Origin of the sequence: Escherichia sp. E4385 (assembly GCF_963883145.1) — a bacterium.
Taxonomy (GTDB): domain Bacteria; phylum Pseudomonadota; class Gammaproteobacteria; order Enterobacterales; family Enterobacteriaceae; genus Escherichia.
Genome location: NZ_CAWOOJ010000024.1, coordinates 1 through 26,108 on the forward strand (window position 1 = coordinate 1; position 26,108 = coordinate 26,108).

Here is a 26,108-nt window from a genome sequence, read left to right on the forward strand (position 1 = left end):
GAAGGCGGCCGTACCGTTGGTGCGGGCGTTGTTGCTAAAGTTCTGAGCTAATTACGCGTTAATTAGTTTTGAATTAAAAAGGGCGCTTAGGCGCCCTTTTTGCTGCCCGTAATTTGAGTTCGAAATATTTCGTCGTAATTTCGCTGGCTGAACTGTGGCGCAAATAAAACTGTGCTATTGTAATCATAACTATTCTCATTTACACTTTGCGCAGAATTTGAACGGGAGTAATCATGTACGTTTGTTTGTGTAATGGTGTAAGTGACAAAAAAATTCGCCAGGCAGTCCGTCAGTTTCATCCTCAGTCTTTCCAACAATTACGCAAGTTTATTCCTGTGGGAAATCAATGCGGTAAGTGCATTCGCGCCGCACGCGAAGTGATGCAGGACGAATTGATGCAGATGCCCGAATTTAAAGAGATTGCCTGAAGCTCACGCTTATTTTTTGACATCCCGCTAGCCCCATCTACGCTCTAATAGTGGAAGCGGAGGGACTATAAAATGAAAGGTGATGTTAAAATCATAAATTATCTCAATAAACTATTGGGAAATGAGCTTGTCGCGATCAATCAGTATTTTCTTCATGCCCGTATGTTTAAAAACTGGGGCCTGATGCGCCTTAATGATGTCGAATACCATGAATCTATCGATGAGATGAAGCACGCCGATAAATATATCGAGCGTATTTTGTTCTTAGAAGGGATTCCTAACTTACAGGATTTAGGCAAGCTAGGGATCGGTGAAGATGTTGAAGAGATGCTGCAATCCGACCTGCGATTAGAGCTGGAAGGTGCGAAGGATCTTCGTGAGGCTATCGCTTATGCCGACAGCGTTCATGACTATGTTAGCCGCGATATGATGATCGAGATCCTTGCTGATGAAGAAGGTCATATCGACTGGCTCGAAACTGAACTGGATCTCATCGGTAAAATCGGCCTACAAAATTACCTTCAATCACAAATTAAAGTTAAAGATTAACGGCCTGCCAGCAGACTATCCCAGCCTACAACGAAACCCGCAGCTGCCAGAAATGGCCCAAAAGGCAGCGGGTTTTTTAATGATTCTTTTCCTCTCATGAGCAGACCAATAACTACGGCTCCGCAAGCGAATGAGGCGGCAAGGAAAACCAGCCGTGGCAAGAAGGCCCATGTATGCCAGGCGCCAAGGGCGGCGAGAAACTTCACATCACCATAGCCTAATCCTTCTTTATGACGCAGTATGCGATATCCCCAGTAAATGACAGCGAATGTGCCGTAACCAATAATCGCCCCCCATAACGCATCGGCTAAACCGTCAGGATGACAAACCTGATAGAACAAAAGACCTGACCAGAGTAACGGGCAGGTAAACCTGTCAGGTAACAAGCCATGCTTTGCATCCCAGAAAAAAAGTAGGACTGATAAGCAAACGTACAAAATCAGAAAGGGAAGGGTAGCAACCATAAAACATCCTCTGTAATTGGAGTATCACCATCGAATAACTCCGGATACTCAGCAACAGAGAAATCGCTGATTTGTTAACCTGGTTCCAGTGAAAAACGCTATCTTCACGACCTTACAAATTTCGTGGAATGCAGCTCGCAATCTGTTCGTTGCGATTAATTTCTACCCGATGCTTGCGTCAATCTCAGATTTGCGTATAATGCGCGGGCTTGTCGTAGTTGACAGCAGGTTCAATCTGAACCTCAGTTAGCCGAATTTGGCTACCTAACAATGCTCCCAATCGGGGGGCTACGTAAGAACGGTTACACTCTCCCATCAATCGTAATGGGTCTGAGGAGTAATCATTTTCGTTTATAAAATAATTGGAGCTCTGGTCTCATGCAGAACCAAAGAATCCGTATCCGCCTGAAAGCGTTTGATCATCGTCTGATCGATCAAGCAACCGCGGAAATCGTCGAGACTGCCAAGCGCACTGGTGCGCAGGTCCGTGGTCCGATCCCGCTGCCGACACGCAAAGAGCGCTTCACTGTTCTGATCTCTCCGCACGTCAACAAAGACGCGCGCGATCAGTACGAAATCCGTACTCACTTGCGTCTGGTTGACATCGTTGAGCCAACCGAGAAAACCGTTGATGCTCTGATGCGTCTGGATCTGGCTGCCGGTGTAGACGTGCAGATCAGCCTGGGTTAATCAGGTCATTGAGCGATTGAGAGGTTGAAACAATGATTGGTTTAGTCGGTAAAAAAGTGGGTATGACCCGTATCTTCACAGAAGACGGCGTTTCTATCCCAGTAACCGTAATCGAAGTTGAAGCAAACCGCGTTACTCAGGTTAAAGACCTGGCTAACGATGGCTACCGTGCTATTCAGGTAACCACCGGTGCTAAAAAAGCTAACCGTGTGACCAAGCCTGAAGCTGGCCACTTCGCTAAAGCTGGCGTAGAAGCTGGCCGTGGTCTGTGGGAATTCCGCCTGGCTGAAGGCGAAGAGTTCACTGTAGGTCAGAGCATTAGCGTTGAACTGTTTGCTGACGTTAAAAAAGTTGACGTAACTGGCACCTCTAAAGGTAAAGGTTTCGCAGGTACCGTTAAGCGCTGGAACTTCCGTACCCAGGACGCTACTCACGGTAACTCCTTGTCTCACCGCGTACCGGGTTCTATCGGTCAGAACCAGACTCCGGGCAAAGTGTTCAAAGGCAAGAAAATGGCAGGTCAGATGGGTAACGAACGTGTAACCGTTCAGAGCCTTGACGTAGTACGCGTTGACGCTGAGCGCAACCTGCTGCTGGTTAAAGGTGCTGTCCCGGGTGCAACCGGTAGCGACCTGATCGTTAAACCAGCTGTGAAGGCGTAAGGAGATAGCAATGGAATTAGTATTGAAAGACGCGCAGAGCGCGCTGACTGTTTCCGAAACTACCTTCGGTCGTGATTTCAACGAAGCGCTGGTTCACCAGGTTGTTGTTGCTTATGCAGCCGGTGCTCGTCAGGGTACTCGTGCTCAGAAGACTCGTGCTGAAGTAACTGGTTCCGGTAAAAAACCGTGGCGCCAGAAAGGCACCGGCCGTGCGCGTTCTGGTTCTATCAAGAGCCCGATTTGGCGTTCTGGTGGCGTGACCTTCGCTGCTCGTCCGCAGGACCACAGTCAAAAAGTTAACAAGAAGATGTACCGCGGCGCGCTGAAAAGCATCCTGTCCGAACTGGTACGTCAGGATCGTCTGATCGTTGTCGAGAAGTTCTCTGTAGAAGCTCCGAAAACCAAGCTGCTGGCACAGAAACTGAAAGACATGGCTCTGGAAGATGTGCTGATCATCACCGGTGAGCTGGACGAGAACCTGTTCCTGGCTGCGCGCAACCTGCACAAGGTTGACGTACGCGATGCAACTGGTATCGACCCGGTTAGCCTGATCGCCTTCGACAAAGTCGTAATGACTGCTGATGCTGTTAAGCAAGTTGAGGAGATGCTGGCATGATTCGTGAAGAACGTCTGCTGAAGGTGCTGCGTGCACCGCACGTTTCTGAAAAAGCGTCTACTGCGATGGAAAAATCCAACACCATCGTACTCAAAGTTGCTAAAGACGCGACCAAAGCAGAAATCAAAGCTGCTGTGCAGAAACTGTTTGAAGTCGAAGTCGAAGTCGTTAACACCCTGGTAGTTAAAGGGAAAGTTAAACGTCACGGACAGCGTATCGGTCGTCGTAGCGACTGGAAAAAAGCTTACGTCACCCTGAAAGAAGGCCAGAATCTGGACTTCGTTGGCGGCGCTGAGTAAGTCGGAGGAGTAATACAATGGCAGTTGTTAAATGTAAACCGACATCTCCGGGTCGTCGCCACGTTGTTAAAGTGGTTAACCCTGAGCTGCACAAGGGCAAACCTTTTGCTCCGTTGCTGGAAAAAAACAGCAAATCCGGTGGTCGTAACAACAATGGCCGTATCACCACTCGTCATATCGGTGGTGGCCACAAGCAGGCTTACCGTATTGTTGACTTCAAACGCAACAAAGACGGTATCCCGGCAGTTGTTGAACGTCTTGAGTACGATCCGAACCGTTCCGCGAACATCGCGCTGGTTCTGTACAAAGACGGTGAACGCCGTTACATCCTGGCCCCTAAAGGCCTGAAAGCTGGCGACCAGATTCAGTCTGGCGTTGATGCTGCAATCAAACCAGGTAACACCCTGCCGATGCGCAACATCCCGGTTGGTTCTACTGTTCACAACGTAGAAATGAAACCAGGTAAAGGCGGTCAGCTGGCACGTTCCGCTGGTACTTACGTTCAGATCGTTGCTCGTGATGGTGCTTATGTCACCCTGCGTCTGCGTTCTGGTGAAATGCGTAAAGTAGAAGCAGACTGCCGTGCAACTCTGGGCGAAGTTGGCAATGCTGAGCATATGCTGCGCGTTCTGGGTAAAGCAGGTGCTGCACGCTGGCGTGGTGTTCGTCCGACCGTTCGCGGTACCGCGATGAACCCGGTAGACCACCCACATGGTGGTGGTGAAGGTCGTAACTTTGGTAAGCACCCGGTAACTCCGTGGGGCGTTCAGACCAAAGGTAAGAAGACCCGCAGCAACAAGCGTACTGATAAATTCATCGTACGTCGCCGTAGCAAATAATTTTAGAGGATAAGCCATGCCACGTTCTCTCAAGAAAGGTCCTTTTATTGACCTGCACTTGCTGAAGAAGGTAGAGAAAGCGGTGGAAAGCGGAGACAAGAAGCCCCTGCGCACTTGGTCCCGTCGTTCAACGATCTTTCCTAACATGATCGGTTTGACCATCGCTGTCCATAATGGTCGTCAGCACGTTCCGGTATTTGTAACCGACGAAATGGTCGGCCACAAACTGGGTGAATTCGCACCGACTCGTACTTATCGCGGCCACGCTGCTGATAAAAAAGCGAAAAAGAAATAAGGTAGGAGGAAGAGATGGAAACTATCGCTAAACATCGCCATGCTCGTTCTTCTGCTCAGAAGGTTCGCCTTGTTGCTGACCTGATTCGCGGTAAGAAAGTGTCGCAGGCTCTGGATATTCTGACCTACACCAACAAGAAAGCGGCTGTACTGGTCAAGAAGGTTCTGGAATCTGCCATTGCTAACGCTGAACACAACGATGGCGCTGACATTGACGATCTGAAAGTTACGAAAATTTTCGTAGACGAAGGCCCGAGCATGAAGCGCATTATGCCGCGTGCAAAAGGTCGTGCAGATCGCATCCTGAAGCGCACCAGCCACATCACTGTGGTTGTGTCCGATCGCTGAGACTCTGGAGACTAGCAATGGGTCAGAAAGTACATCCTAATGGTATTCGCCTGGGTATTGTAAAACCATGGAACTCTACCTGGTTTGCGAACACCAAAGAATTCGCTGACAACCTGGACAGCGATTTTAAAGTACGTCAGTACCTGACAAAGGAACTGGCTAAAGCGTCCGTATCTCGTATCGTTATCGAGCGTCCGGCTAAGAGCATTCGTGTAACCATTCACACTGCTCGCCCGGGTATCGTTATCGGTAAAAAAGGTGAAGACGTAGAAAAACTGCGTAAGGTCGTAGCGGACATCGCTGGCGTTCCTGCACAGATCAACATCGCCGAAGTTCGTAAGCCTGAACTGGACGCAAAACTGGTTGCTGACAGCATCACTTCTCAGCTGGAACGTCGCGTTATGTTCCGTCGTGCTATGAAGCGTGCTGTACAGAACGCAATGCGTCTGGGCGCTAAAGGTATTAAAGTTGAAGTTAGCGGCCGTCTGGGCGGCGCGGAAATCGCACGTACCGAATGGTACCGCGAAGGTCGCGTACCGCTGCACACTCTGCGTGCTGACATCGACTACAACACCTCTGAAGCGCACACCACTTACGGTGTAATCGGCGTTAAAGTGTGGATCTTCAAAGGCGAGATCCTGGGTGGTATGGCTGCTGTTGAACAACCGGAAAAACCGGCTGCTCAGCCTAAAAAGCAGCAGCGTAAAGGCCGTAAATAAGGAGCGTCGCTGATGTTACAACCAAAGCGTACAAAATTCCGTAAAATGCACAAAGGCCGTAACCGCGGTCTGGCGCAGGGTACGGATGTTAGCTTCGGCAGCTTCGGTCTGAAAGCTGTTGGCCGTGGTCGTCTGACTGCACGTCAGATCGAAGCAGCACGTCGTGCTATGACCCGTGCAGTTAAGCGTCAAGGTAAGATCTGGATCCGTGTGTTCCCGGACAAACCGATCACTGAAAAGCCGCTGGCAGTGCGTATGGGTAAAGGTAAAGGTAACGTGGAGTATTGGGTTGCCTTGATTCAGCCGGGTAAAGTCCTGTATGAAATGGACGGTGTTCCGGAAGAGCTGGCCCGTGAAGCATTCAAGCTGGCAGCAGCGAAACTGCCGATTAAAACCACCTTTGTAACTAAGACGGTGATGTAATGAAAGCAAAAGAGCTGCGTGAGAAGAGCGTTGAAGAGCTGAACACCGAGCTGCTGAACTTGCTGCGTGAGCAGTTCAACCTGCGTATGCAGGCTGCAAGTGGCCAGCTGCAACAGTCTCACCTGTTGAAGCAAGTGCGTCGCGATGTCGCACGCGTTAAGACTTTACTGAACGAGAAGGCGGGTGCGTAATGACCGATAAAATCCGTACTCTGCAAGGTCGCGTTGTTAGCGACAAAATGGAGAAATCCATTGTTGTTGCTATCGAACGTTTTGTGAAACACCCGATCTACGGTAAATTCATCAAGCGTACGACCAAACTGCACGTACATGACGAGAACAACGAATGCGGTATCGGTGACGTGGTTGAAATCCGCGAATGCCGTCCGCTGTCCAAGACTAAATCCTGGACGCTGGTTCGCGTTGTAGAGAAAGCGGTTCTGTAATACAGTACACTCTCTCGATACGAATAAACGGCTCAGAAATGAGCCGTTTATTTTTTCTACCCATATCCTTGAAGCGGTGTTATAATGCCGCGCCCTCGATATGGGGATTTTTAACGACCTGATTTTCGGGTCTCAGTAGTAGTTGACATTAGCGGAGCACTAAAATGATCCAAGAACAGACTATGCTGAACGTCGCCGACAACTCCGGTGCACGTCGCGTAATGTGTATCAAGGTTCTGGGTGGCTCGCACCGTCGCTACGCAGGCGTAGGCGACATCATCAAGATCACCATCAAAGAAGCAATTCCGCGTGGTAAGGTCAAAAAAGGTGATGTGCTGAAGGCGGTAGTGGTGCGCACCAAGAAGGGTGTTCGTCGCCCGGACGGTTCTGTCATTCGCTTCGATGGTAATGCTTGTGTTCTTCTGAACAACAACAGCGAGCAGCCTATCGGTACGCGTATTTTTGGGCCGGTAACTCGTGAGCTTCGTAGTGAGAAGTTCATGAAAATTATCTCTCTGGCACCAGAAGTACTCTAAGGAGCGAATCATGGCAGCGAAAATCCGTCGTGATGACGAAGTTATCGTGTTAACCGGTAAAGATAAAGGTAAACGCGGTAAAGTTAAGAATGTCCTGTCTTCCGGCAAGGTCATTGTTGAAGGTATCAACCTGGTTAAGAAACATCAGAAGCCGGTTCCGGCCCTGAACCAACCGGGTGGCATCGTTGAAAAAGAAGCCGCTATTCAGGTTTCCAACGTAGCAATCTTCAATGCGGCAACCGGCAAGGCTGACCGTGTAGGCTTTAGATTCGAAGACGGTAAAAAAGTCCGTTTCTTCAAGTCTAACAGCGAAACTATCAAGTAATTTGGAGTAGTACGATGGCGAAACTGCATGATTACTACAAAGACGAAGTAGTTAAAAAACTCATGACTGAGTTTAACTACAATTCTGTCATGCAAGTCCCTCGGGTCGAGAAGATCACCCTGAACATGGGTGTTGGTGAAGCGATCGCTGACAAAAAACTGCTGGATAACGCAGCAGCAGACCTGGCAGCAATCTCCGGTCAAAAACCGCTGATCACCAAAGCACGCAAATCTGTTGCAGGCTTCAAAATCCGTCAGGGCTATCCGATCGGCTGTAAAGTAACTCTGCGTGGCGAACGCATGTGGGAGTTCTTTGAGCGCCTGATCACTATTGCTGTACCGCGTATCCGTGACTTCCGTGGCTTGTCCGCTAAGTCTTTCGACGGTCGTGGTAATTACAGCATGGGTGTCCGTGAGCAGATCATCTTCCCAGAAATCGACTACGATAAAGTCGACCGCGTTCGTGGTTTGGATATTACCATTACCACTACTGCGAAATCTGACGAAGAAGGCCGTGCTCTGCTGGCTGCCTTTGACTTCCCGTTCCGCAAGTAAGGTAGGGTTACTAAATGGCTAAGCAATCAATGAAAGCACGCGAAGTAAAACGCGTAGCTTTAGCTGATAAATACTTCGCGAAACGCGCTGAACTGAAAGCGATCATCTCTGATGTGAACGCTTCCGACGAAGATCGTTGGAATGCTGTTCTCAAGCTGCAGACTCTGCCGCGTGATTCCAGCCCGTCTCGTCAGCGTAACCGCTGCCGTCAAACAGGTCGTCCGCATGGTTTCCTGCGGAAGTTCGGGTTGAGCCGTATTAAGGTCCGTGAAGCCGCTATGCGCGGTGAAATCCCGGGTCTGAAAAAGGCTAGCTGGTAATTGTCACCAATTGAATCACGGGAGTAAAGACAGATGAGCATGCAAGATCCGATCGCGGATATGCTGACCCGTATCCGTAACGGTCAGGCCGCGAACAAAGCTGCGGTCACCATGCCTTCCTCCAAGCTGAAAGTGGCAATCGCCAACGTGCTGAAGGAAGAAGGTTTTATTGAAGATTTTAAAGTTGAAGGCGACACCAAGCCTGAACTGGAACTTACTCTGAAGTATTTCCAGGGCAAAGCTGTTGTAGAAAGCATTCAGCGTGTCAGCCGCCCAGGTCTGCGCATCTATAAACGTAAAGATGAGCTGCCGAAAGTTATGGCGGGTCTGGGTATCGCAGTTGTTTCTACCTCTAAAGGTGTTATGACTGATCGTGCAGCGCGCCAGGCTGGTCTTGGTGGCGAAATTATCTGCTACGTAGCCTAATCGGAGGAAAAAATGTCTCGTGTTGCTAAAGCACCGGTCGTTGTTCCTGCCGGCGTTGATGTAAAAATCAACGGTCAGGTTATTACGATCAAAGGTAAAAACGGCGAGCTGACTCGTACTCTCAACGATGCTGTTGAAGTTAAACATGCAGATAATACCCTGACCTTCGGTCCGCGTGATGGTTACGCAGACGGTTGGGCTCAGGCTGGTACCGCGCGTGCCCTGCTGAACTCAATGGTTATCGGTGTTACCGAAGGCTTCACTAAGAAGCTGCAGCTGGTTGGTGTAGGTTACCGTGCAGCGGTTAAAGGCAATGTGATTAACCTGTCTCTGGGTTTCTCTCATCCTGTTGACCATCAGCTGCCTGCGGGTATCACTGCTGAATGTCCGACTCAGACTGAAATCGTGCTGAAAGGCGCTGATAAGCAGATGATCGGCCAGGTTGCAGCGGATCTGCGCGCCTACCGTCGTCCTGAGCCTTACAAAGGCAAGGGTGTTCGTTACGCCGACGAAGTCGTGCGTACCAAAGAGGCTAAGAAGAAGTAAGGTAACACTATGGATAAGAAATCTGCTCGTATCCGTCGTGCGACCCGCGCACGCCGCAAGCTCCAGGAGCTGGGCGCAACTCGCCTGGTGGTACATCGTACCCCGCGTCACATTTACGCACAGGTAATTGCACCGAACGGTTCTGAAGTTCTGGTAGCTGCTTCTACTGTAGAAAAAGCTATCGCTGAACAACTGAAGTACACCGGTAACAAAGACGCGGCTGCAGCTGTGGGTAAAGCTGTCGCTGAACGCGCTCTGGAAAAAGGCATCAAAGATGTATCCTTTGACCGTTCCGGGTTCCAATATCATGGTCGTGTCCAGGCACTGGCAGATGCTGCCCGTGAAGCTGGCCTTCAGTTCTAAGGTAGAGGTGTAAGATGGCTCACATCGAAAAACAAGCTGGCGAACTGCAGGAAAAGCTGATCGCGGTAAACCGCGTATCTAAAACCGTTAAAGGTGGTCGTATTTTCTCCTTCACAGCTCTGACTGTAGTTGGCGATGGTAACGGTCGCGTTGGTTTTGGTTACGGTAAAGCGCGTGAAGTTCCAGCAGCGATCCAGAAAGCGATGGAAAAAGCCCGTCGCAATATGATTAACGTCGCGCTGAATAACGGCACTCTGCAACACCCTGTTAAAGGTGTTCATACGGGTTCTCGCGTATTCATGCAGCCGGCTTCCGAAGGTACCGGTATCATCGCCGGTGGTGCAATGCGCGCCGTTCTGGAAGTCGCTGGGGTTCATAACGTTCTGGCTAAAGCGTATGGTTCCACCAACCCGATTAACGTGGTTCGTGCAACTATTGATGGCCTGGAAAATATGAATTCTCCAGAAATGGTCGCTGCCAAGCGTGGTAAATCCGTTGAAGAAATTCTGGGGAAATAAACCATGGCAAAGACTATTAAAATTACTCAAACCCGCAGTGCAATCGGTCGTCTGCCGAAACACAAGGCAACGCTGCTTGGCCTGGGTCTGCGTCGTATTGGTCACACCGTAGAGCGCGAGGATACTCCTGCTATTCGCGGTATGATCAACGCGGTTTCCTTCATGGTTAAAGTTGAGGAGTAAGAGATGCGTTTAAATACTCTGTCTCCGGCCGAAGGCTCCAAAAAGGCGGGTAAACGCCTGGGTCGTGGTATCGGTTCTGGCCTCGGCAAAACCGGTGGTCGTGGTCACAAAGGTCAGAAATCTCGTTCTGGCGGTGGCGTACGTCGCGGTTTCGAGGGTGGTCAGATGCCTCTGTACCGTCGTCTGCCGAAATTCGGCTTCACTTCTCGTAAAGCAGCGATTACAGCCGAAGTTCGTCTGTCTGACCTGGCTAAAGTAGAAGGCGGTGTTGTAGACCTGAACACGCTGAAAGCGGCTAACATTATCGGTATCCAGATCGAGTTCGCGAAAGTGATCCTGGCTGGCGAAGTAACTACTCCGGTAACTGTTCGTGGCCTGCGTGTTACTAAAGGCGCTCGTGCTGCTATCGAAGCTGCTGGCGGTAAAATCGAGGAATAAGTAGCAGATGGCTAAACAACCGGGATTAGATTTTCAAAGTGCCAAAGGTGGCTTAGGCGAGCTGAAACGCAGACTGCTGTTTGTTATCGGTGCGCTGATTGTGTTCCGTATTGGCTCTTTTATTCCGATCCCTGGTATTGATGCCGCTGTACTTGCCAAACTGCTTGAGCAACAGCGAGGCACCATCATTGAGATGTTTAACATGTTCTCTGGTGGTGCTCTCAGCCGTGCTTCTATCTTTGCTCTGGGGATCATGCCGTATATTTCGGCGTCGATCATTATCCAGCTGCTGACGGTGGTTCACCCAACGTTGGCAGAAATTAAGAAAGAAGGGGAGTCTGGTCGTCGTAAGATCAGCCAGTACACCCGTTACGGTACTCTGGTGCTGGCAATATTCCAGTCGATCGGTATTGCTACCGGTCTGCCGAATATGCCTGGTATGCAAGGCCTGGTTATTAACCCGGGCTTTGCATTCTACTTCACCGCTGTTGTAAGTCTGGTCACAGGAACGATGTTCCTGATGTGGTTGGGCGAACAGATCACTGAACGAGGTATCGGCAACGGTATTTCAATCATTATCTTCGCCGGTATTGTCGCGGGACTCCCGCCAGCCATTGCCCATACTATCGAGCAAGCGCGTCAAGGCGACCTGCACTTCCTCGTGTTGCTGTTGGTTGCAGTATTAGTATTTGCAGTGACGTTCTTTGTTGTATTTGTTGAGCGTGGTCAACGCCGCATTGTGGTAAACTACGCAAAACGTCAGCAAGGTCGTCGTGTCTATGCTGCACAGAGCACACATTTACCGCTGAAAGTGAATATGGCGGGGGTAATCCCGGCAATCTTCGCTTCCAGTATTATTCTGTTCCCGGCTACCATCGCGTCATGGTTCGGGGGCGGTACTGGTTGGAACTGGCTGACAACAATTTCGCTGTATTTGCAGCCTGGGCAACCGCTTTATGTGTTACTCTATGCGTCTGCAATCATCTTCTTCTGTTTCTTCTACACGGCGTTGGTTTTCAACCCGCGTGAAACAGCAGATAACCTGAAGAAGTCCGGTGCATTTGTACCAGGAATTCGTCCGGGAGAGCAAACGGCGAAGTATATCGATAAAGTAATGACCCGCCTGACCCTGGTTGGTGCGCTGTACATTACCTTTATCTGCCTGATCCCGGAGTTCATGCGTGATGCAATGAAAGTACCGTTCTACTTCGGTGGGACCTCACTGCTTATCGTTGTTGTCGTGATTATGGACTTTATGGCTCAAGTGCAAACTCTGATGATGTCCAGTCAGTATGAGTCTGCATTGAAGAAGGCGAACCTGAAAGGCTACGGCCGATAATTGGTCGCCCGAGAAGTTACGGAGAGTAAAAATGAAAGTTCGTGCTTCCGTCAAGAAATTATGCCGTAACTGCAAAATCGTTAAGCGTGATGGTGTCATCCGTGTGATTTGCAGTGCCGAGCCGAAGCATAAACAGCGCCAAGGCTGATTTATTCGCATATTTTTCTTGCAAAGTTGGGTTGAGCTGGCTAGATTAGCCAGCCAATCTTTTGTATGTCTGTGCGTTTCCATTTGAGTATCCTGAAAACGGGCTTTTCAGCATGGAACGTACATATTAAATAGTAGGAGTGCATAGTGGCCCGTATAGCAGGCATTAACATTCCTGATCATAAGCATGCCGTAATCGCATTAACTTCGATTTATGGCGTCGGCAAGACCCGTTCTAAAGCCATCCTGGCTGCAGCGGGTATCGCTGAAGATGTTAAGATCAGTGAGCTGTCTGAAGGACAAATCGACACGCTGCGTGACGAAGTTGCCAAATTTGTCGTTGAAGGTGATCTGCGCCGTGAAATCAGCATGAGCATCAAGCGCCTGATGGATCTTGGTTGCTATCGCGGTTTGCGTCATCGTCGTGGTCTACCGGTTCGCGGTCAGCGTACCAAGACCAACGCACGTACCCGTAAGGGTCCGCGCAAACCGATCAAGAAATAATCGGGGTGATTGAATAATGGCAAAGGCACCAATTCGTGCACGTAAACGTGTAAGAAAACAAGTCTCTGACGGCGTGGCTCATATCCATGCTTCTTTCAACAACACCATCGTGACTATCACTGATCGTCAGGGTAACGCGTTGGGTTGGGCAACAGCCGGTGGTTCCGGTTTCCGTGGTTCTCGCAAATCCACTCCGTTTGCAGCTCAGGTTGCAGCAGAGCGTTGCGCTGACGCCGTGAAAGAATACGGCATCAAGAATCTGGAAGTTATGGTTAAAGGTCCGGGTCCAGGCCGCGAATCTACTATTCGTGCTCTGAACGCCGCAGGTTTCCGCATCACTAACATTACTGATGTGACTCCGATCCCTCATAACGGTTGTCGTCCGCCGAAAAAACGTCGCGTATAACGCTTCGTTTTCCAGGTTTGTTGGAGAAAGAAAATGGCAAGATATTTGGGTCCTAAGCTCAAGCTGAGCCGTCGTGAGGGCACCGACTTATTCCTTAAGTCTGGCGTTCGCGCGATCGATACCAAGTGTAAAATTGAACAAGCTCCTGGCCAGCACGGTGCGCGTAAACCGCGTCTGTCTGACTATGGTGTGCAGTTGCGTGAAAAGCAAAAAGTTCGCCGTATCTATGGTGTGCTGGAGCGTCAGTTCCGTAACTACTACAAAGAAGCAGCACGTCTGAAAGGCAACACCGGTGAAAACCTGTTGGCTCTGCTGGAAGGTCGTCTGGACAACGTTGTATACCGTATGGGCTTCGGTGCCACTCGTGCAGAAGCACGCCAGCTGGTTAGCCATAAAGCAATTATGGTAAACGGTCGTGTTGTTAACATCGCTTCTTATCAGGTTAGTCCGAATGACGTTGTAAGCATTCGTGAGAAAGCGAAGAAGCAGTCTCGCGTGAAAGCCGCTCTGGAGCTGGCTGAGCAGCGTGAAAAGCCAACCTGGCTGGAAGTTGATGCTGGCAAGATGGAAGGTACGTTTAAGCGTAAGCCGGAGCGTTCTGATCTGTCTGCGGACATTAACGAACACCTGATCGTCGAGCTTTACTCCAAGTAAAGCTTAGTACCAAAGAGAGGACACAATGCAGGGTTCTGTGACAGAGTTTCTAAAACCGCGCCTGGTTGATATCGAGCAAGTGAGTTCGACGCACGCCAAGGTGACCCTTGAGCCTTTAGAGCGTGGCTTTGGCCATACTCTGGGTAACGCACTGCGCCGTATTCTGCTCTCATCGATGCCGGGTTGCGCGGTGACCGAGGTTGAGATTGATGGTGTACTACATGAGTACAGCACCAAAGAAGGCGTTCAGGAAGATATCCTGGAAATCCTGCTCAACCTGAAAGGGCTGGCGGTGAGAGTTCAGGGCAAAGATGAAGTTATTCTTACCTTGAATAAATCTGGCATTGGCCCTGTGACTGCAGCCGATATCACCCACGACGGTGATGTCGAAATCGTCAAGCCGCAGCACGTGATCTGCCACCTGACCGATGAGAACGCGTCTATTAGCATGCGTATCAAAGTTCAGCGCGGTCGTGGTTATGTGCCGGCTTCTACCCGAATTCATTCGGAAGAAGATGAGCGCCCAATCGGCCGTCTGCTGGTCGACGCATGCTACAGCCCTGTAGAGCGTATTGCCTACAATGTTGAAGCAGCGCGTGTAGAACAGCGTACCGACCTGGACAAGCTGGTCATCGAAATGGAAACCAACGGCACAATCGATCCTGAAGAGGCGATTCGTCGTGCGGCAACCATTCTGGCTGAACAACTGGAAGCTTTCGTTGACTTACGTGATGTACGTCAGCCGGAAGTGAAAGAAGAGAAACCAGAGTTCGATCCGATCCTGCTGCGCCCTGTTGACGATCTGGAATTGACTGTCCGCTCTGCTAACTGCCTTAAAGCAGAAGCTATCCACTATATCGGTGATCTGGTACAACGTACCGAGGTTGAGCTCCTTAAAACGCCTAACCTTGGTAAAAAATCTCTTACTGAGATTAAAGACGTGCTGGCTTCCCGTGGACTGTCTCTGGGTATGCGCCTGGAAAACTGGCCACCGGCAAGCATCGCTGACGAGTAACCGGATCACAGGTTAAGGTTTTACTGAGAAGGATAAGGTCATGCGCCATCGTAAGAGTGGTCGTCAACTGAACCGCAACAGCAGCCATCGCCAGGCTATGTTCCGCAATATGGCAGGTTCACTGGTTCGTCATGAAATCATCAAGACGACTCTGCCTAAAGCGAAAGAGCTGCGCCGCGTAGTTGAGCCGCTGATTACTCTTGCCAAGACTGATAGCGTTGCTAATCGTCGTCTGGCATTCGCCCGTACTCGTGATAACGAGATCGTGGCAAAACTGTTTAACGAACTGGGCCCGCGTTTCGCGAGCCGTGCCGGTGGTTACACTCGTATTCTGAAGTGTGGCTTCCGTGCAGGCGACAACGCGCCGATGGCTTACATCGAGCTGGTTGATCGTTCAGAGAAAGCAGAAGCTGCTGCAGAGTAATCTGAAGCAACGTAAAAAAACCCGCCCCGGCGGGTTTTTTTATATCTGTAGTATCCCCACTTATCTACAATAGCTGTACTCTTTTTGTTCATCCCCTGGAGTATTTATGTGGTTACTTGACCAGTGGGCAGAGCGCCATATTACTGAAGCACAGGCTAAAGGTGAGTTTGAAAATCTCCCAGGCAGTGGTGAACCATTAATCCTGGAAGATGACACACATGTGCCGCCGGAACTGCGTGCGGGCTATCGCTTGTTAAAGAATGCCGGCTGTTTACCGCCAGAACTTGAGCAGCGCAAGGAAGCTATTCAGCTTCTGGATATTCTCAACGGTATCCGTCAGGATGATCCGCAATATCAAGATGTTAGCCGTCAGTTGTCTTTACTGGAGTTGAAACTGCGGCAAGCAGGTTTGAGTACTGAATTTTTACGTGGCGAATATGCAGATAAGCTTCTGCATAAAATTAATGACAACTGAGAGATAATTTATGTATCGCATTGGTGAGTTGGCAAAACTGGCAGAAGTTACGCCCGACACAATACGTTATTACGAAAAACAACAGATGATGGATCATGAAGTTCGTACGGTAGGAGGCTTTCGTCTGTATACCGAAAGCGATCTCCAACGGTTGAAATTTATTCGGCATGCCAGACAACTTGGTTTCAGTCTCGAGTCGATCCGTGAGTTACTTTCGATCCGTATCGATCCTGAACATCATACTTGTCAGGAATCAAAAGGTATTGTGCAGGAAAGATTACAGGAAGTGGAAGCGCGGATAGCCGAGTTGCAGAGCATGCAGCGTTCCTTGCAACGTCTTAACGATGCCTGTTGTGGTAGCGCCCATAGCAGCGTTTATTGCTCTATCCTTGAAGCTCTTGAACAAGGAGCCAGCGGTGTCAAAGCAGGTTGTTGATTTTTTGCACTGACGGGATTACACTCGCGCCGTTAAATAACCAACTGGAGTTTTTATGAGTCGATATCAGCATACGAAAGGGCAGATAAAGGATAATGTGATTGAAGCATTACTACATGACCCTTTGTTCAGGCAGCGTGTAGAAAAAAATAAAAAAGGGAAAGGCAGTTATATGCGAAAAGGAAAACATGGCAATCGGGGTAACTGGGAGGCCAGTGGCAAGAAAGTAAATCACTTTTTTACCACTGGCCTTCTGCTTTCAGGCGCTTGTTAAGATCGGTTATTCTGCTCTTTCAGCAAATCACGAATTTCTGTCAGTAATACTTCTTCTTTAGTTGGTGCAGGTGCTGCTGCCGGTTCTTCTTTCTTACGATTCAGTTTGTTGATTAGTTTAATCGCCATAAAGATGGCAAAGGCCACAATCAGAAAATCAAAGACGTTTTGAATGAAGACACCGTAATGCATCACAACAGCAGGGATATCCCCCTGCGCATCGCGTAGCGTGACAGCAAACTGTTTAAAGTCGATCCCGCCAATTAATAAGCCTAAAGGTGGCATGATGATATCGGCAACCAGTGAAGAGACGATCTTCCCGAATGCCGCACCGATAATGACACCCACCGCCAAATCCACCACGTTCCCGCGCATCGCAAATTCGCGAAATTCTTTAATAATGCTCATGTTATTCTCCCTATGAAGCCGACAACCATAAGTCTAACAAATGTTAAGCCATTTTCCTGCCAGGAATGAATTTAATTAATCCGTGATAATCAAAGGGAAATAATAAGGCGTCATTAGACGCCTTATTAATTACAAAAAGAAAGGACTTGGCTGGAAGAGTCTTTCGACGTCGGTAATAAACTTTTTATCTGTGAGGAACATAATTACGTGATCGCCTTGCTCAATGCGCAGATTGTCATTGGCAATCATCACGTCGTTTCCACGTACCACCGCTCCAATAATCGTTCCTGGCGGTAGCTTGATTTCATCAATGACTCTGCCGACAACGCGCGAGGTGCTTTCATCACCGTGAGCAACGGCTTCAATAGCTTCTGCTACGCCGCGGCGCAATGAGGAAACACCAACAATATCTGCTTTTCGCACATGACTAAGCAACGCAGAAATAGTTGCTTGTTGTGGTGAAATCGCAATATCGATCACGCTCCCCTGAACCAGATCCACATAAGCGCGACGCTGGATCAATACCATCACCTTTTTCGCACCCATACGTTTGGCGAGCATGGCTGACATGATATTGGCCTCGTCATCGTTGGTGACGGCAATAAACAGATCAACTTGATCGATATGTTCTTCGGCCAGCAGTTCTTGATCCGACGCATCACCAAAAAAGACGATCGTATTCTGCAACTTTTCCGCCAGTTCGGCAGCGCGCTGCTGATTACGTTCGATGAGTTTGACGCTGTAATCTTTTTCCAGGCGACGCGCCAGCCCTGCACCGATATTACCGCCACCAACCAGCATGATCCGCTTATACGGTTTTTCCAGTCGCTGTAATTCACTCATCACCGCGCGTATATGCTGTGAGGCGGCAATAAAGAACACTTCATCACCAGCTTCAACAATAGTCGAACCTTGCGGGCGGATAGGACGGTCGTGGCGGAAAATTGCCGCCACGCGGGTATCGATATGTGGCATATGCTCGCGCATGGTCGAAAGCGCATTACCAATAAGCGGGCCACCATAATAGGCTTTTACCACTGCAAGGCTCACTTTGCCCTCAGCGAAGTTCACCACCTGCAATGCGCCGGGATACTCAATCAGTCGGTAAATATTATCGATAACCAACTGCTCTGGTGCGATCAGATGATCAATCGGTACAGCATCTGAATGAAATAGCTTATCGGCATCGCGCACGTAGTCTGGTGAGCGGATACGAGCGATGCGATTAGGGGTGTTGAAAAGTGAGTAGGCTACCTGGCAGGCAACCATATTGGTTTCATCTGAACTGGTTACAGCAACCAGCATATCGGCGTCGTCGGCACCTGCCTCCCGCAATACGCGTGGATGAGAGCCATGCCCCTGCACGACTCGCAGGTCAAATTTATCCTGCAAGGTCCGCAGACGCTCACCGTTGGTATCGACAACAGTAATATCGTTGTTCTCGCCAACCAGGTTTTCCGCCAGTGTGCCGCCAACCTGACCGGCACCCAGAATGATAATTTTCATCAGTCGCGACCCGTTATCTCATCACTTTTTGATTAGCTTAGCGTAAAAGAAGCCGTCGCCCTCTTCAGCACCAGGCAGATTTTGCTTACCCGGTTGTTCTGGTGTTCCGGTGTCGCAAAGTTCGGCATCAGCGGTACGTTGCAAAAAGGCTTTAACCTGCAGGCTATTCTCTTCCGGTAACACCGAACAGGTGGCATAGACCAGGGTTCCACCGGATTTTAAATGCGGCCAAATGGCGTCGAGAATTTCAGACTGCAGTTGCGCGAGTTCCGGGATATCGCGATCACGACGTAACCACTTGATATCCGGATGTCGACGAATCACACCCGTTGCTGAACAAGGCGCATCTAATAAAATGCGATCAAACTGTTGCTTGCCACACCATTGGGAAGGGGAGCGGCCATCACCTTGTTTCACGGTCGCCTTCATACCAAGGCGTTTTAAATTGTCGTAAACGCGAGAGAGGCGCTGTTCGTCAATATCAACCGCAAGAACCTGCGCTTCTGGTGCCACCTCAAGGATATGTGTTGTTTTACCGCCGGGGGCGGCACAAAGATCCAGAATGTGTTCACCGTTTTGTGGCGCAAGCCAGGTCATGCAACCTTGTGCTGATGCATCCTGAACGGTAACCCATCCGTCTTCAAAACCGGGTAGCGCATGAACAGGTGCGGGTGTTTCCAGCCGTACAGCATCAGGGTAATCCGAATGCGGGAAGCCTTTCATTCCTGCTTCATCCAGCAATGCAAGCCAACTGTCGCGGGAATGATGCGTACGATTAACGCGCAGCCACATTGGCGGACGCTGGTTATTGGCGTCAACGATAGATTGCCACTGCTCTGGATACGCTTTTTGCAGACGCTTCAGCAACCAGGAAGGATGCAGATAACGTGCATCACTGGCATTAAACTCGGCTAATAACTCTTCTTGCTGACGCTGGAACTGACGTAATACGCCGTTAATCAACCCTTTAAGTTGCGGGCGCTTAATTGTGACAGCGCCTTCAACCGTTTCAGCCAGCGCAGCATGCGGTGGAATGCGGGTATAAAGCAGTTGATACAAACCAACCATAATCAGGTAATGCACGGTCCGCTGTTTGCCGGTCATCGGACGGGCCATTAACTTATTAATCAGCCAGTCTAACTGTGAAAGCGTGCGCAGTACGCCAAAGCACAACTCTTGAAGAAGTGCTTTGTCTTTATCGGAAACCTTTTGCTGGAGCGCTGGCAAAATGTTGCTTAATGATTGCCCTTGCTCGACGACTTGTTCAATGGCCTGGGCCGCCATGCTACGTAAATTACGTTGTTTTTTCATAAGTATAAAAATGCCCGGCAAGACCGGGCTTAGAAGAGTGGACTATCAGGCCAGACGCTTGCCCGGAACAAACCATTCCCGACGAGAATTCAGGAGGTCTTGTGCGCTCATCGCTTTCTTACCCGCAGGTTGTAACGAGAGCAGGTTCAGGATGCCATCACCAGTCGCAACCTGGATGCCTTGTTTGTTGGCTTCAAGGATCGTTCCTGGGGCAGCGTTGGTTACCGTATCAATGACCGACGCTTTCCAGACTTTAACCGGCTGTCCTTCAATTTCCAGCCAGCTCATTGGCCATGGATTGAAAGCGCGAATGCAGCGTTCAAGCTGTGCTGCCGAAAGTGACCAGTCAATACGCGCTTCTTCTTTACTCAACTTTTCGGCGTAAGTAACAAGAGTTTCATCCTGAATTTCTGGTTTCGCCGTGCCGTCTGCCAGTTGTTTCAATGTGGCGATAAGCCCTTGTGGGCCAAGCTCTGCCAGTTTGTCATATAACGTGCCGCTGGTATCTTCTGCGGTAATCGGGCAGGAGAGTTTATAGAGCATGTCACCGGTGTCTAAACCAACATCCATTTGCATAAAGGTCACACCAGTTTCTTCATCACCCGCCCATAGTGAGCGTTGGATTGGTGCAGCACCGCGCCAGCGTGGCAGCAGTGAACCATGAACGTTGATACAGCCAAGACGCGGCATTTCCAGCACCGCTTTAGGCAGAATCAGCCCATAGGCGACGACGACCATAACATCAGCCTGCAGATCGGCGACCAGTTGCTGGTTTTCTTGTGGACGCAGGGAAACAGGTTGAAAAACGGGTAGACCTTTTTCCTCAGCCAGAACTTTAACCGGGCTGGGCATCAGTTTTTTACCGCGTCCTGCCGGTCGGTCTGGCTGGGTGAACACGCCAACGACGTTATGACCAGAAGACAACAGCGCGTCGAGATGACGCGCTGCAAAGTCAGGTGTTCCCGCAAAAATAATACGTAGTGATTCTGACACGTTAGTTCTTATCCTTAAGCCCGGGCTTTCAGACGATCCAGTTTTTCAACTTTCTGACGAATACGTTGTTGTTTCAGCGGTGACAGGTAATCCATGAACAGTTTACCGACCAGGTGATCCATCTCATGCTGAATGCAGATGGCTAACAGACCATCAGCTTCCAGTTCAAATGGTTTACCATCGCGGTCCAGGGCGCGAATTTTCACTTTCTCTGCGCGCGGCACTAAAGCACGCTGTTCAGGGATCGACAGGCAACCTTCTTCAATGCCTGTTTCGCCGCTTTTTTCTAAAAGCTCCGGATTGATTAACACCAGCCGTTCGTCGCGGTTTTCCGAAACATCAATAACAATGATACGTTGATGGATATCAACCTGGGTTGCCGCCAGGCCAATACCTTCTTCCGCGTACATCGTCTCGAACATATCATCGACGATACGCTGAATTTCTGCATTCACTTCTTCTACCGGTTTAGCAACTTTGCGAAGCCGCTCGTCCGGAATATGTAACACTTGCAAAACTGACATAAATCTCCAGAGATGTGTTCAGGAGTTAGAAAGATTATTTCTTCTATTCTAGACAAATCCCCCTCTGATTGACAGCATCACTGACCAATCGCAAAGATTGCTAAGGCTGCTTATGGCAGGGAGATAAGGATGGTCGATACCGAAATTTGGCTGCGTTTAATGAGCATCAGCAGCTTGTACGGCGATGATATGGTCCGCATTGCTCACTGGCTGGTAGAACAGCCAAATATTGATGCAGTTGTACTGCAGCAAACAGGGCTTTCATCGCGACAGGCACAACGCTTTCTTACATTTTCACAGCAGAGTATTGAAAGCTCACTTTGTTGGCTGGAGCAACCTAACCATCATTTAATCTCTGCGGACAGCGAATTTTATCCTCCTCAACTTGTTGCAACGGCTGATTATCCAGGTGCACTGTTTGTTGCTGGTGATCTACAAGCGCTGCAATCATTTCAGTTGGCCGTAGTGGGAAGCCGGGCGCATTCATGGTATGGCGAACGGTGGGGGCGGCTGTTATGTGAGGCGCTGGCGGCGCGAGGCGTGACAATTACCAGTGGGCTGGCGCGCGGAATCGATGGTGTAGCGCATAAAGCGGCCTTGCAGGTAAATGGTGTCAGTGTTGCTGTGCTGGGGAATGGGCTAAATACCATTCATCCGCGTCGCCATGCCCGACTTGCTACCAGTCTGCTTGAACATGGTGGGGCTCTTGTCTCGGAATTTCCCCTCGATACCCCTCCTCTTGCTTACAATTTCCCGCGAAGAAATCGCATTATTAGTGGTCTAAGTAAAGGTGTACTGGTGGTGGAAGCGGCTTTGCGCAGTGGTTCACTGGTGACAGCGCGTTGTGCGCTTGAGCAGGGACGTGAAGTCTTTGCTTTGCCCGGTCCATTAGGGAGTCCCGGAAGTGAAGGCCCCCACTGGCTTATAAAACAAGGTGCGATTCTTGTGACGGAACCGGAAGAAATTCTGGAAAATTTGCAATATGGATTGCACTGGTTGCCAGATGCCCATGAAAAATCATTTTATTCATCAGATCAGGAAGACGTGGCATTGCCATTTCCTGAGCTCCTGGCTAACGTAGGAGATGAGGTAACACCTGTTGACGTCGTCGCTGAACGTGCCGGCCAACCTGTGCCAGAGGTAGTTACTCAACTACTTGAACTGGAGTTAGCAGGATGGATCGCAGCTGTACCCGGCGGCTATGTCCGATTGAGGAGGGCATGCCATGTTCGACGTACTAATGTATTTGTTTGAAACCTATATTCACACTGAAGCTGAGTTGCGTGTGGATCAAGACAAACTTGAACAGGATCTTACCGACGCAGGTTTTGAGCGAGAAGATATCTACAATGCCCTGCTATGGCTGGAAAAACTTGCTGATTATCAGGAAGGGTTGGCAGAACCGATGCAACTGGCCTCGGATCCTCTCTCCATGCGTATTTATACACCGGAAGAGTGTGAACGACTGGATGCCAGCTGCCGTGGGTTTCTGCTTTTCCTTGAGCAGATTCAGGTGCTCAACCTTGAAACCCGTGAAATGGTGATAGAGCGAGTGCTCGCGCTGGATAACGCAGAGTTCGAACTGGATGATCTGAAATGGGTGATCCTGATGGTGTTGTTCAACATCCCGGGCTGCGAAAATGCGTACCAGCAAATGGAAGAATTACTCTTTGAAGTGAATGAAGGTATGCTGCATTAATCATTTCTTTAATTCAGCATAAGTTGTTATGGCGAAATCAGCACTGTTCACGGTGCGTAATAATGAGTCCTGCCCAAAGTGCGGGGCTGAACTGGTTATTCGATCCGGGAAACACGGTCCGTTTCTTGGGTGCTCACAGTATCCGGCGTGTGACTACGTCCGTCCTCTGAAATCTTCAGCGGATGGGCATATCGTCAAAGTTCTGGAGGGGCAGGTTTGCCCTGCATGCGGAGCAAATCTGGTATTACGCCAGGGACGCTTTGGTATGTTTATTGGTTGCAGTAACTATCCTGAATGCGAACATACCGAACTTATCGATAAACCGGACGAAACAGCAATTACCTGTCCTCAATGTCGGACGGGCCATCTGGTCCAGCGCCGCTCCCGTTATGGCAAAACATTTCACTCCTGTGATCGCTACCCTGAGTGTCAATTTGCTATTAACTTCAAACCAATAGCCGGAGAGTGCCCTGAGTGTCATTATCCGCTACTCATCGAAAAGAAAACCGCGCAGGGTGTAAAACACTTTTGTGCCAGTAAACAATGTGGAAAGCCGGTTTCGGCGGAATAATAACGTGAATAATAACCTGCAAGGAGACGCTATCGCAGCTGCGATAGATGTCCTCAATGAAGAACGTGTCATCGCCTATCCAACGGAAGCCGTTTTTGGTGTCGGGTGCGATCCTGATAGCGAAACAGCAGTGATGCGACTGTTGGAATTAAAGCAGCGTCCGGTTGATAAGGGGCTGATTTTAATCGCGGCAAATTACGAGCAGCTTAAACCCTATATTGATGACAGCATGCTGACTGACGCGCAGCGTGAAACCATTTTTTCTCGCTGGCCTGGTCCTGTCACCTTTGTCTTTCCCGCGCCTGCGACAACACCACGATGGTTGACGGGCCGCTTTGATTCGCTTGCTGTACGAGTCACCGACCATCCGTTGGTGGTTGCTTTGTGCCAGGCTTATGGTAAACCGCTGGTTTCTACCAGTGCCAACTTGAGTGGATTACCACCTTGTCGAACAATAGAGGAAGTTCACGCACAGTTTGGTGCTGATTTCCCGGTTGTGCGAGGTGAAACGGGCGGTCGTTTAAATCCTTCAGAAATTCGTGATGCCCTGACGGGTGAGCTGTTTCGACAGGGGTAACATAATGGAAACCTATGCTGTTTTTGGTAATCCGATAGCCCACAGCAAATCGCCATTCATTCATCAGCAATTTGCACAGCAACTGAATATTGAACATCCCTATGGCCGCGTGCTGGCACCCATCAATGATTTCATCAACACGCTAAACGCTTTCTTTAGTGCTGGTGGTAAAGGTGCGAATGTGACAGTGCCTTTTAAAGAAGAGGCTTTTGCCAGAGCGGATGAGCTTACTGAACGGGCAGCGTTGGCTGGTGCTGTTAATACCCTCAAGCGGTTAGAAGATGGACGCCTACTGGGTGACAATACCGATGGTGTAGGCTTGTTAAGCGATCTGGAACGTCTGTCTTTTATTCGCTCTGGTTTACGTATTCTGCTTATCGGCGCTGGTGGGGCATCTCGTGGGGTATTACTGCCGCTTCTCTCTCTGGACTGTGCGGTGACAATCACTAACCGAACGGTTTCTCGCGCGGAAGAGTTGGCTAAATTGTTTGCGCACACTGGTAGTGTTCAGGCGTTGGGTATGGACGAACTGGACGGTCACGAGTTCGATCTTATTATTAACGCGACATCCAGTGGCATTAGTGGAGATGTACCGGCGATCCCGGCATCGCTCGTCCATTCAGGTATTTGCTGTTATGACATGTTCTACCAGAAGGGAAAAACGCCCTTTCTGGCATGGTGTGAACAGCAAGGCTCAAAACGTAATGCGGATGGATTGGGGATGTTAGTGGCGCAGGCGGCTCATGCCTTCCTTCTCTGGCACGGTGTTCTGCCTGACGTAGCACCAGTTATAAAGCAATTGCAGGAGGAGTTGTCCGCGTGAATCAGGCCATCCAGTTTCCAGACAGGGAAGAGTGGAACGAGAGTAAAAAATGCGTTTGTTTTCCAGCTCTTGTAAATGGTATGCAGCTCACTTGCGCTATTACTGGAGAGAGTCTGGCGAACCGCTTTGCAGGAGATACGCCAGAACAGTGGTTAGCGAATTTTCGTCAGCATCGCTGGGACCTGGAAGAGGAAGCGGAAAACTTAATTCAGGAACAAAGTGAAGATGATCAAGGCTGGGTCTGGTTACCCTGATCCAGATATTCGTCCTTCCATTTCACGTAATTATTTGCGGAATAGCGTAACCCAGCCTTCTCTTCATCACTTAACGGGCGGATCTGTTTGACGGGGCTACCGAGATACAGATATCCGCTCTCCAGTCGTTTATTTTGTGGGACCAGGCTACCTGCACCAATCATCACATCATCTTCTACTATTGCGCCATCAAGTAAAATTGAGCCCATCCCAACCAAAACTCGATTGCCAATGGTGCAGCCGTGGAGCATCACTTTATGTCCAACCGTAACGTCTTCACCGACGATCAACGGATTGCCTTGTGGATTAGCCGTTGATTTATGGGTCACGTGTAAGACGCTACCATCCTGAATATTAGTGCGGGCACCGATTTGTACATAATTCACATCGCCACGAATCACAACGAGCGGCCAGATCCCCACATCATCAGCCAGGCGGGCGTCACCAATAACCACACTACTACTGTCGATCATTACGCGCTGACCGATTTGTGGAAAAAGATCGCGGTATGGGCGTAAAACATCAGACATACTTACCTCAACAATAAATGATTTACTAATGACTTTGGGTGCATTATTGGCCTTGTGCAAGTCTTTTAGTATGCAAAAAAGTACCGTTTTGTGTGTGAATGCAGCAAAAAGGGTGAAAAAACAACAAACAGAAAAAAAGATCAAAAAAGTACTTGTGCAAAAAATTGGGATCCCTATAATGCGCCTCCGTTGAGACGACAACGTGAAACACTTCACAAGATGGTCGTAACAACAAAGAGAAAAATCCTGAAATT

General features: G+C 49.5%; 46 protein-coding genes. 39 read left to right on the forward strand and 7 right to left on the reverse strand.

What is annotated here, in order from left to right; translation table 11 throughout:
* Window positions 1-233 precede the first annotated feature (233 nt).
* Together bfd and bfr are read left to right on the forward strand one after the other, a co-directional pair.
* A complete protein-coding gene (gene bfd / locus AACS80_RS22095; protein WP_000289090.1) occupies window positions 234-428 on the forward strand; it encodes a bacterioferritin-associated ferredoxin in 195 nt (64 codons plus the stop codon).
* 72 nt (window positions 429-500) lie between these two features.
* On the forward strand, window positions 501-977 hold the full coding sequence (gene bfr / locus AACS80_RS22100) for a bacterioferritin (protein ID WP_000675515.1): 477 nt from the start codon (window positions 501-503) through the stop codon (window positions 975-977).
* Here the strand turns inward: bfr and AACS80_RS22105 are convergent.
* Window positions 974-1,441, reverse strand: coding sequence for a prepilin peptidase (locus tag AACS80_RS22105; protein WP_130206885.1), 468 nt, complete (start codon window positions 1,439-1,441; stop codon window positions 974-976). The two genes, bfr and AACS80_RS22105, sit on opposite strands and share 4 nt — an antisense overlap.
* Before the next feature lie 378 nt (window positions 1,442-1,819).
* Here AACS80_RS22105 and rpsJ point away from each other — a divergent pair, with 378 nt between their 5' ends.
* The 31 genes from rpsJ (at window position 1,820) to arfA (ending at window position 16,659) form a co-directional block, all read left to right on the forward strand.
* Window positions 1,820-2,131, forward strand: a complete 312-nt coding sequence (gene rpsJ, locus AACS80_RS22110; RefSeq protein WP_001181004.1) for a 30S ribosomal protein S10 — start codon at window positions 1,820-1,822, stop codon at window positions 2,129-2,131.
* Between the two features lie 32 nt (window positions 2,132-2,163).
* A complete protein-coding gene (gene rplC / locus AACS80_RS22115) occupies window positions 2,164-2,793 on the forward strand; it encodes a 50S ribosomal protein L3 (protein ID WP_000579833.1) in 630 nt (209 codons plus the stop codon).
* Between the two features lie 10 nt (window positions 2,794-2,803).
* Window positions 2,804-3,409 (forward strand): 50S ribosomal protein L4, encoded by a 606-nt coding sequence (gene rplD / locus AACS80_RS22120; RefSeq protein ID WP_000424395.1) that lies wholly within the window; start codon window positions 2,804-2,806, stop codon window positions 3,407-3,409.
* Entirely contained in the window at window positions 3,406-3,708 is a 303-nt protein-coding gene (gene rplW, locus AACS80_RS22125; RefSeq protein WP_000617544.1) for a 50S ribosomal protein L23, read from the forward strand. Before rplD ends, rplW begins: the two co-directional genes overlap by 4 nt.
* A 17-nt stretch (window positions 3,709-3,725) precedes the next feature.
* Window positions 3,726-4,547 (forward strand): 50S ribosomal protein L2, encoded by an 822-nt coding sequence (gene rplB, locus AACS80_RS22130; RefSeq protein WP_000301864.1) that lies wholly within the window; start codon window positions 3,726-3,728, stop codon window positions 4,545-4,547.
* Window positions 4,548-4,563: 16 nt separating this feature from the next.
* Window positions 4,564-4,842, forward strand: a complete 279-nt coding sequence (rpsS, locus tag AACS80_RS22135; protein ID WP_001138117.1) for a 30S ribosomal protein S19 — start codon at window positions 4,564-4,566, stop codon at window positions 4,840-4,842.
* A 14-nt stretch (window positions 4,843-4,856) separates the two neighbouring features.
* Window positions 4,857-5,189 (forward strand): 50S ribosomal protein L22, encoded by a 333-nt coding sequence (rplV, locus tag AACS80_RS22140; RefSeq protein WP_000447529.1) that lies wholly within the window; start codon window positions 4,857-4,859, stop codon window positions 5,187-5,189.
* 17 nt (window positions 5,190-5,206) lie between these two features.
* Window positions 5,207-5,908, forward strand: coding sequence for a 30S ribosomal protein S3 (gene rpsC / locus AACS80_RS22145; protein ID WP_000529945.1), 702 nt, complete (start codon window positions 5,207-5,209; stop codon window positions 5,906-5,908).
* A gap of 12 nt (window positions 5,909-5,920) precedes the next feature.
* Window positions 5,921-6,331 (forward strand): 50S ribosomal protein L16, encoded by a 411-nt coding sequence (rplP, locus tag AACS80_RS22150; RefSeq protein ID WP_000941212.1) that lies wholly within the window; start codon window positions 5,921-5,923, stop codon window positions 6,329-6,331.
* A complete protein-coding gene (rpmC, locus tag AACS80_RS22155; protein ID WP_000644741.1) occupies window positions 6,331-6,522 on the forward strand; it encodes a 50S ribosomal protein L29 in 192 nt (63 codons plus the stop codon). Before rplP ends, rpmC begins: the two co-directional genes overlap by 1 nt.
* Window positions 6,522-6,776 carry a 30S ribosomal protein S17 gene (rpsQ, locus tag AACS80_RS22160; RefSeq protein WP_000130100.1) on the forward strand — a complete coding sequence of 85 codons (255 nt, stop codon included), beginning with the start codon at window positions 6,522-6,524 and terminating at the stop codon, window positions 6,774-6,776. The genes rpmC and rpsQ overlap by 1 nt, the downstream gene beginning before the upstream one ends.
* Before the next feature lie 164 nt (window positions 6,777-6,940).
* On the forward strand, window positions 6,941-7,312 hold the full coding sequence (rplN, locus tag AACS80_RS22165; protein WP_000613955.1) for a 50S ribosomal protein L14: 372 nt from the start codon (window positions 6,941-6,943) through the stop codon (window positions 7,310-7,312).
* 10 nt (window positions 7,313-7,322) lie between these two features.
* Entirely contained in the window at window positions 7,323-7,637 is a 315-nt protein-coding gene (rplX, locus tag AACS80_RS22170; protein ID WP_000729185.1) for a 50S ribosomal protein L24, read from the forward strand.
* A 14-nt stretch (window positions 7,638-7,651) separates the two neighbouring features.
* A complete protein-coding gene (gene rplE / locus AACS80_RS22175) occupies window positions 7,652-8,191 on the forward strand; it encodes a 50S ribosomal protein L5 (RefSeq protein WP_001096200.1) in 540 nt (179 codons plus the stop codon).
* 14 nt (window positions 8,192-8,205) lie between these two features.
* Window positions 8,206-8,511, forward strand: a complete 306-nt coding sequence (gene rpsN, locus AACS80_RS22180) for a 30S ribosomal protein S14 (protein WP_001118930.1) — start codon at window positions 8,206-8,208, stop codon at window positions 8,509-8,511.
* A 33-nt stretch (window positions 8,512-8,544) separates the two neighbouring features.
* Window positions 8,545-8,937: a 30S ribosomal protein S8 gene (gene rpsH, locus AACS80_RS22185; RefSeq protein ID WP_000062611.1), complete on the forward strand. Its 393-nt coding sequence runs from the start codon at window positions 8,545-8,547 to the stop codon at window positions 8,935-8,937.
* Between the two features lie 12 nt (window positions 8,938-8,949).
* Window positions 8,950-9,483: a 50S ribosomal protein L6 gene (gene rplF / locus AACS80_RS22190; RefSeq protein ID WP_064524927.1), complete on the forward strand. Its 534-nt coding sequence runs from the start codon at window positions 8,950-8,952 to the stop codon at window positions 9,481-9,483.
* A 9-nt stretch (window positions 9,484-9,492) separates the two neighbouring features.
* Window positions 9,493-9,846 (forward strand): 50S ribosomal protein L18, encoded by a 354-nt coding sequence (gene rplR, locus AACS80_RS22195; RefSeq protein ID WP_000358960.1) that lies wholly within the window; start codon window positions 9,493-9,495, stop codon window positions 9,844-9,846.
* A 14-nt stretch (window positions 9,847-9,860) separates the two neighbouring features.
* Window positions 9,861-10,364 carry a 30S ribosomal protein S5 gene (rpsE, locus tag AACS80_RS22200; protein WP_000940121.1) on the forward strand — a complete coding sequence of 168 codons (504 nt, stop codon included), beginning with the start codon at window positions 9,861-9,863 and terminating at the stop codon, window positions 10,362-10,364.
* 3 nt (window positions 10,365-10,367) lie between these two features.
* Window positions 10,368-10,547, forward strand: coding sequence for a 50S ribosomal protein L30 (gene rpmD / locus AACS80_RS22205; RefSeq protein WP_001140433.1), 180 nt, complete (start codon window positions 10,368-10,370; stop codon window positions 10,545-10,547).
* A gap of 3 nt (window positions 10,548-10,550) precedes the next feature.
* The gene (rplO, locus tag AACS80_RS22210) at window positions 10,551-10,985 is read left to right on the forward strand and encodes a 50S ribosomal protein L15 (protein ID WP_001238917.1); all 435 of its coding nucleotides are present in this window, start codon (window positions 10,551-10,553) and stop codon (window positions 10,983-10,985) included.
* Window positions 10,986-10,992: 7 nt separating this feature from the next.
* The gene (gene secY / locus AACS80_RS22215) at window positions 10,993-12,324 is read left to right on the forward strand and encodes a preprotein translocase subunit SecY (protein WP_001118861.1); all 1,332 of its coding nucleotides are present in this window, start codon (window positions 10,993-10,995) and stop codon (window positions 12,322-12,324) included.
* Window positions 12,325-12,355: 31 nt separating this feature from the next.
* Complete coding sequence (gene rpmJ / locus AACS80_RS22220; protein WP_000868187.1) at window positions 12,356-12,472, forward strand: 50S ribosomal protein L36; 117 nt, start codon at window positions 12,356-12,358, stop codon at window positions 12,470-12,472.
* Between the two features lie 146 nt (window positions 12,473-12,618).
* Window positions 12,619-12,975 carry a 30S ribosomal protein S13 gene (gene rpsM, locus AACS80_RS22225; RefSeq protein ID WP_000090775.1) on the forward strand — a complete coding sequence of 119 codons (357 nt, stop codon included), beginning with the start codon at window positions 12,619-12,621 and terminating at the stop codon, window positions 12,973-12,975.
* A gap of 16 nt (window positions 12,976-12,991) precedes the next feature.
* A complete protein-coding gene (gene rpsK, locus AACS80_RS22230) occupies window positions 12,992-13,381 on the forward strand; it encodes a 30S ribosomal protein S11 (RefSeq protein WP_001029684.1) in 390 nt (129 codons plus the stop codon).
* A 33-nt stretch (window positions 13,382-13,414) separates the two neighbouring features.
* Window positions 13,415-14,035, forward strand: coding sequence for a 30S ribosomal protein S4 (rpsD, locus tag AACS80_RS22235; protein WP_000135224.1), 621 nt, complete (start codon window positions 13,415-13,417; stop codon window positions 14,033-14,035).
* Between the two features lie 25 nt (window positions 14,036-14,060).
* Window positions 14,061-15,050, forward strand: coding sequence for a DNA-directed RNA polymerase subunit alpha (locus AACS80_RS22240; protein WP_001162094.1), 990 nt, complete (start codon window positions 14,061-14,063; stop codon window positions 15,048-15,050).
* Between the two features lie 40 nt (window positions 15,051-15,090).
* On the forward strand, window positions 15,091-15,474 hold the full coding sequence (rplQ, locus tag AACS80_RS22245) for a 50S ribosomal protein L17 (protein WP_001216368.1): 384 nt from the start codon (window positions 15,091-15,093) through the stop codon (window positions 15,472-15,474).
* A 106-nt stretch (window positions 15,475-15,580) separates the two neighbouring features.
* Window positions 15,581-15,949 carry a DnaJ family domain-containing protein gene (locus AACS80_RS22250; RefSeq protein WP_130206883.1) on the forward strand — a complete coding sequence of 123 codons (369 nt, stop codon included), beginning with the start codon at window positions 15,581-15,583 and terminating at the stop codon, window positions 15,947-15,949.
* Between the two features lie 10 nt (window positions 15,950-15,959).
* Window positions 15,960-16,385, forward strand: coding sequence for a Zn(2+)-responsive transcriptional regulator (gene zntR / locus AACS80_RS22255; protein WP_130217606.1), 426 nt, complete (start codon window positions 15,960-15,962; stop codon window positions 16,383-16,385).
* A 55-nt stretch (window positions 16,386-16,440) separates the two neighbouring features.
* The gene (gene arfA, locus AACS80_RS22260; protein ID WP_135410534.1) at window positions 16,441-16,659 is read left to right on the forward strand and encodes an alternative ribosome-rescue factor ArfA; all 219 of its coding nucleotides are present in this window, start codon (window positions 16,441-16,443) and stop codon (window positions 16,657-16,659) included.
* On the opposite strand, the gene mscL is transcribed toward arfA, so the two are convergent.
* From mscL to def, 5 genes are all read right to left on the reverse strand, one after another.
* Entirely contained in the window at window positions 16,656-17,066 is a 411-nt protein-coding gene (gene mscL / locus AACS80_RS22265) for a large-conductance mechanosensitive channel protein MscL (protein ID WP_000022442.1), read from the reverse strand. The genes arfA and mscL overlap by 4 nt on opposite strands.
* A gap of 129 nt (window positions 17,067-17,195) precedes the next feature.
* Entirely contained in the window at window positions 17,196-18,572 is a 1,377-nt protein-coding gene (trkA, locus tag AACS80_RS22270; protein ID WP_000691382.1) for a Trk system potassium transporter TrkA, read from the reverse strand.
* A 21-nt stretch (window positions 18,573-18,593) separates the two neighbouring features.
* On the reverse strand, window positions 18,594-19,883 hold the full coding sequence (gene rsmB, locus AACS80_RS22275) for a 16S rRNA (cytosine(967)-C(5))-methyltransferase RsmB (protein ID WP_135410533.1): 1,290 nt from the start codon (window positions 19,881-19,883) through the stop codon (window positions 18,594-18,596).
* 45 nt (window positions 19,884-19,928) lie between these two features.
* Window positions 19,929-20,876, reverse strand: a complete 948-nt coding sequence (gene fmt / locus AACS80_RS22280; protein WP_135410532.1) for a methionyl-tRNA formyltransferase — start codon at window positions 20,874-20,876, stop codon at window positions 19,929-19,931.
* Window positions 20,877-20,890: 14 nt separating this feature from the next.
* Entirely contained in the window at window positions 20,891-21,400 is a 510-nt protein-coding gene (gene def / locus AACS80_RS22285) for a peptide deformylase (RefSeq protein WP_000114984.1), read from the reverse strand.
* Between the two features lie 129 nt (window positions 21,401-21,529).
* On the opposite strand from def, the gene dprA reads away from it, so the two are divergent.
* Genes dprA through AACS80_RS22315 form a run of 6 tightly spaced genes read left to right on the forward strand, consistent with a single transcriptional unit; the run spans window position 21,530 to window position 25,324 of the window.
* The gene (gene dprA / locus AACS80_RS22290; RefSeq protein ID WP_135410531.1) at window positions 21,530-22,654 is read left to right on the forward strand and encodes a DNA-protecting protein DprA; all 1,125 of its coding nucleotides are present in this window, start codon (window positions 21,530-21,532) and stop codon (window positions 22,652-22,654) included.
* Entirely contained in the window at window positions 22,626-23,099 is a 474-nt protein-coding gene (gene smg, locus AACS80_RS22295; protein ID WP_000460680.1) for a DUF494 family protein Smg, read from the forward strand. The genes dprA and smg overlap by 29 nt, the downstream gene beginning before the upstream one ends.
* 28 nt (window positions 23,100-23,127) lie before the next feature.
* The gene (locus AACS80_RS22300) at window positions 23,128-23,670 is read left to right on the forward strand and encodes a DNA topoisomerase family protein (protein WP_001129723.1); all 543 of its coding nucleotides are present in this window, start codon (window positions 23,128-23,130) and stop codon (window positions 23,668-23,670) included.
* 4 nt (window positions 23,671-23,674) lie between these two features.
* On the forward strand, window positions 23,675-24,247 hold the full coding sequence (gene tsaC / locus AACS80_RS22305; protein WP_135410530.1) for an L-threonylcarbamoyladenylate synthase type 1 TsaC: 573 nt from the start codon (window positions 23,675-23,677) through the stop codon (window positions 24,245-24,247).
* Window positions 24,248-24,251: 4 nt separating this feature from the next.
* Window positions 24,252-25,070 (forward strand): shikimate dehydrogenase, encoded by an 819-nt coding sequence (gene aroE / locus AACS80_RS22310; protein WP_130206871.1) that lies wholly within the window; start codon window positions 24,252-24,254, stop codon window positions 25,068-25,070.
* Window positions 25,067-25,324 carry a DUF1488 family protein gene (locus AACS80_RS22315; RefSeq protein ID WP_130217594.1) on the forward strand — a complete coding sequence of 86 codons (258 nt, stop codon included), beginning with the start codon at window positions 25,067-25,069 and terminating at the stop codon, window positions 25,322-25,324. Before aroE ends, AACS80_RS22315 begins: the two co-directional genes overlap by 4 nt.
* On the opposite strand, the gene AACS80_RS22320 is transcribed toward AACS80_RS22315, so the two are convergent.
* Window positions 25,300-25,854 carry a gamma carbonic anhydrase family protein gene (locus AACS80_RS22320; protein ID WP_130206867.1) on the reverse strand — a complete coding sequence of 185 codons (555 nt, stop codon included), beginning with the start codon at window positions 25,852-25,854 and terminating at the stop codon, window positions 25,300-25,302. The genes AACS80_RS22315 and AACS80_RS22320 overlap by 25 nt on opposite strands.
* Window positions 25,855-26,108 lie beyond the last annotated feature (254 nt).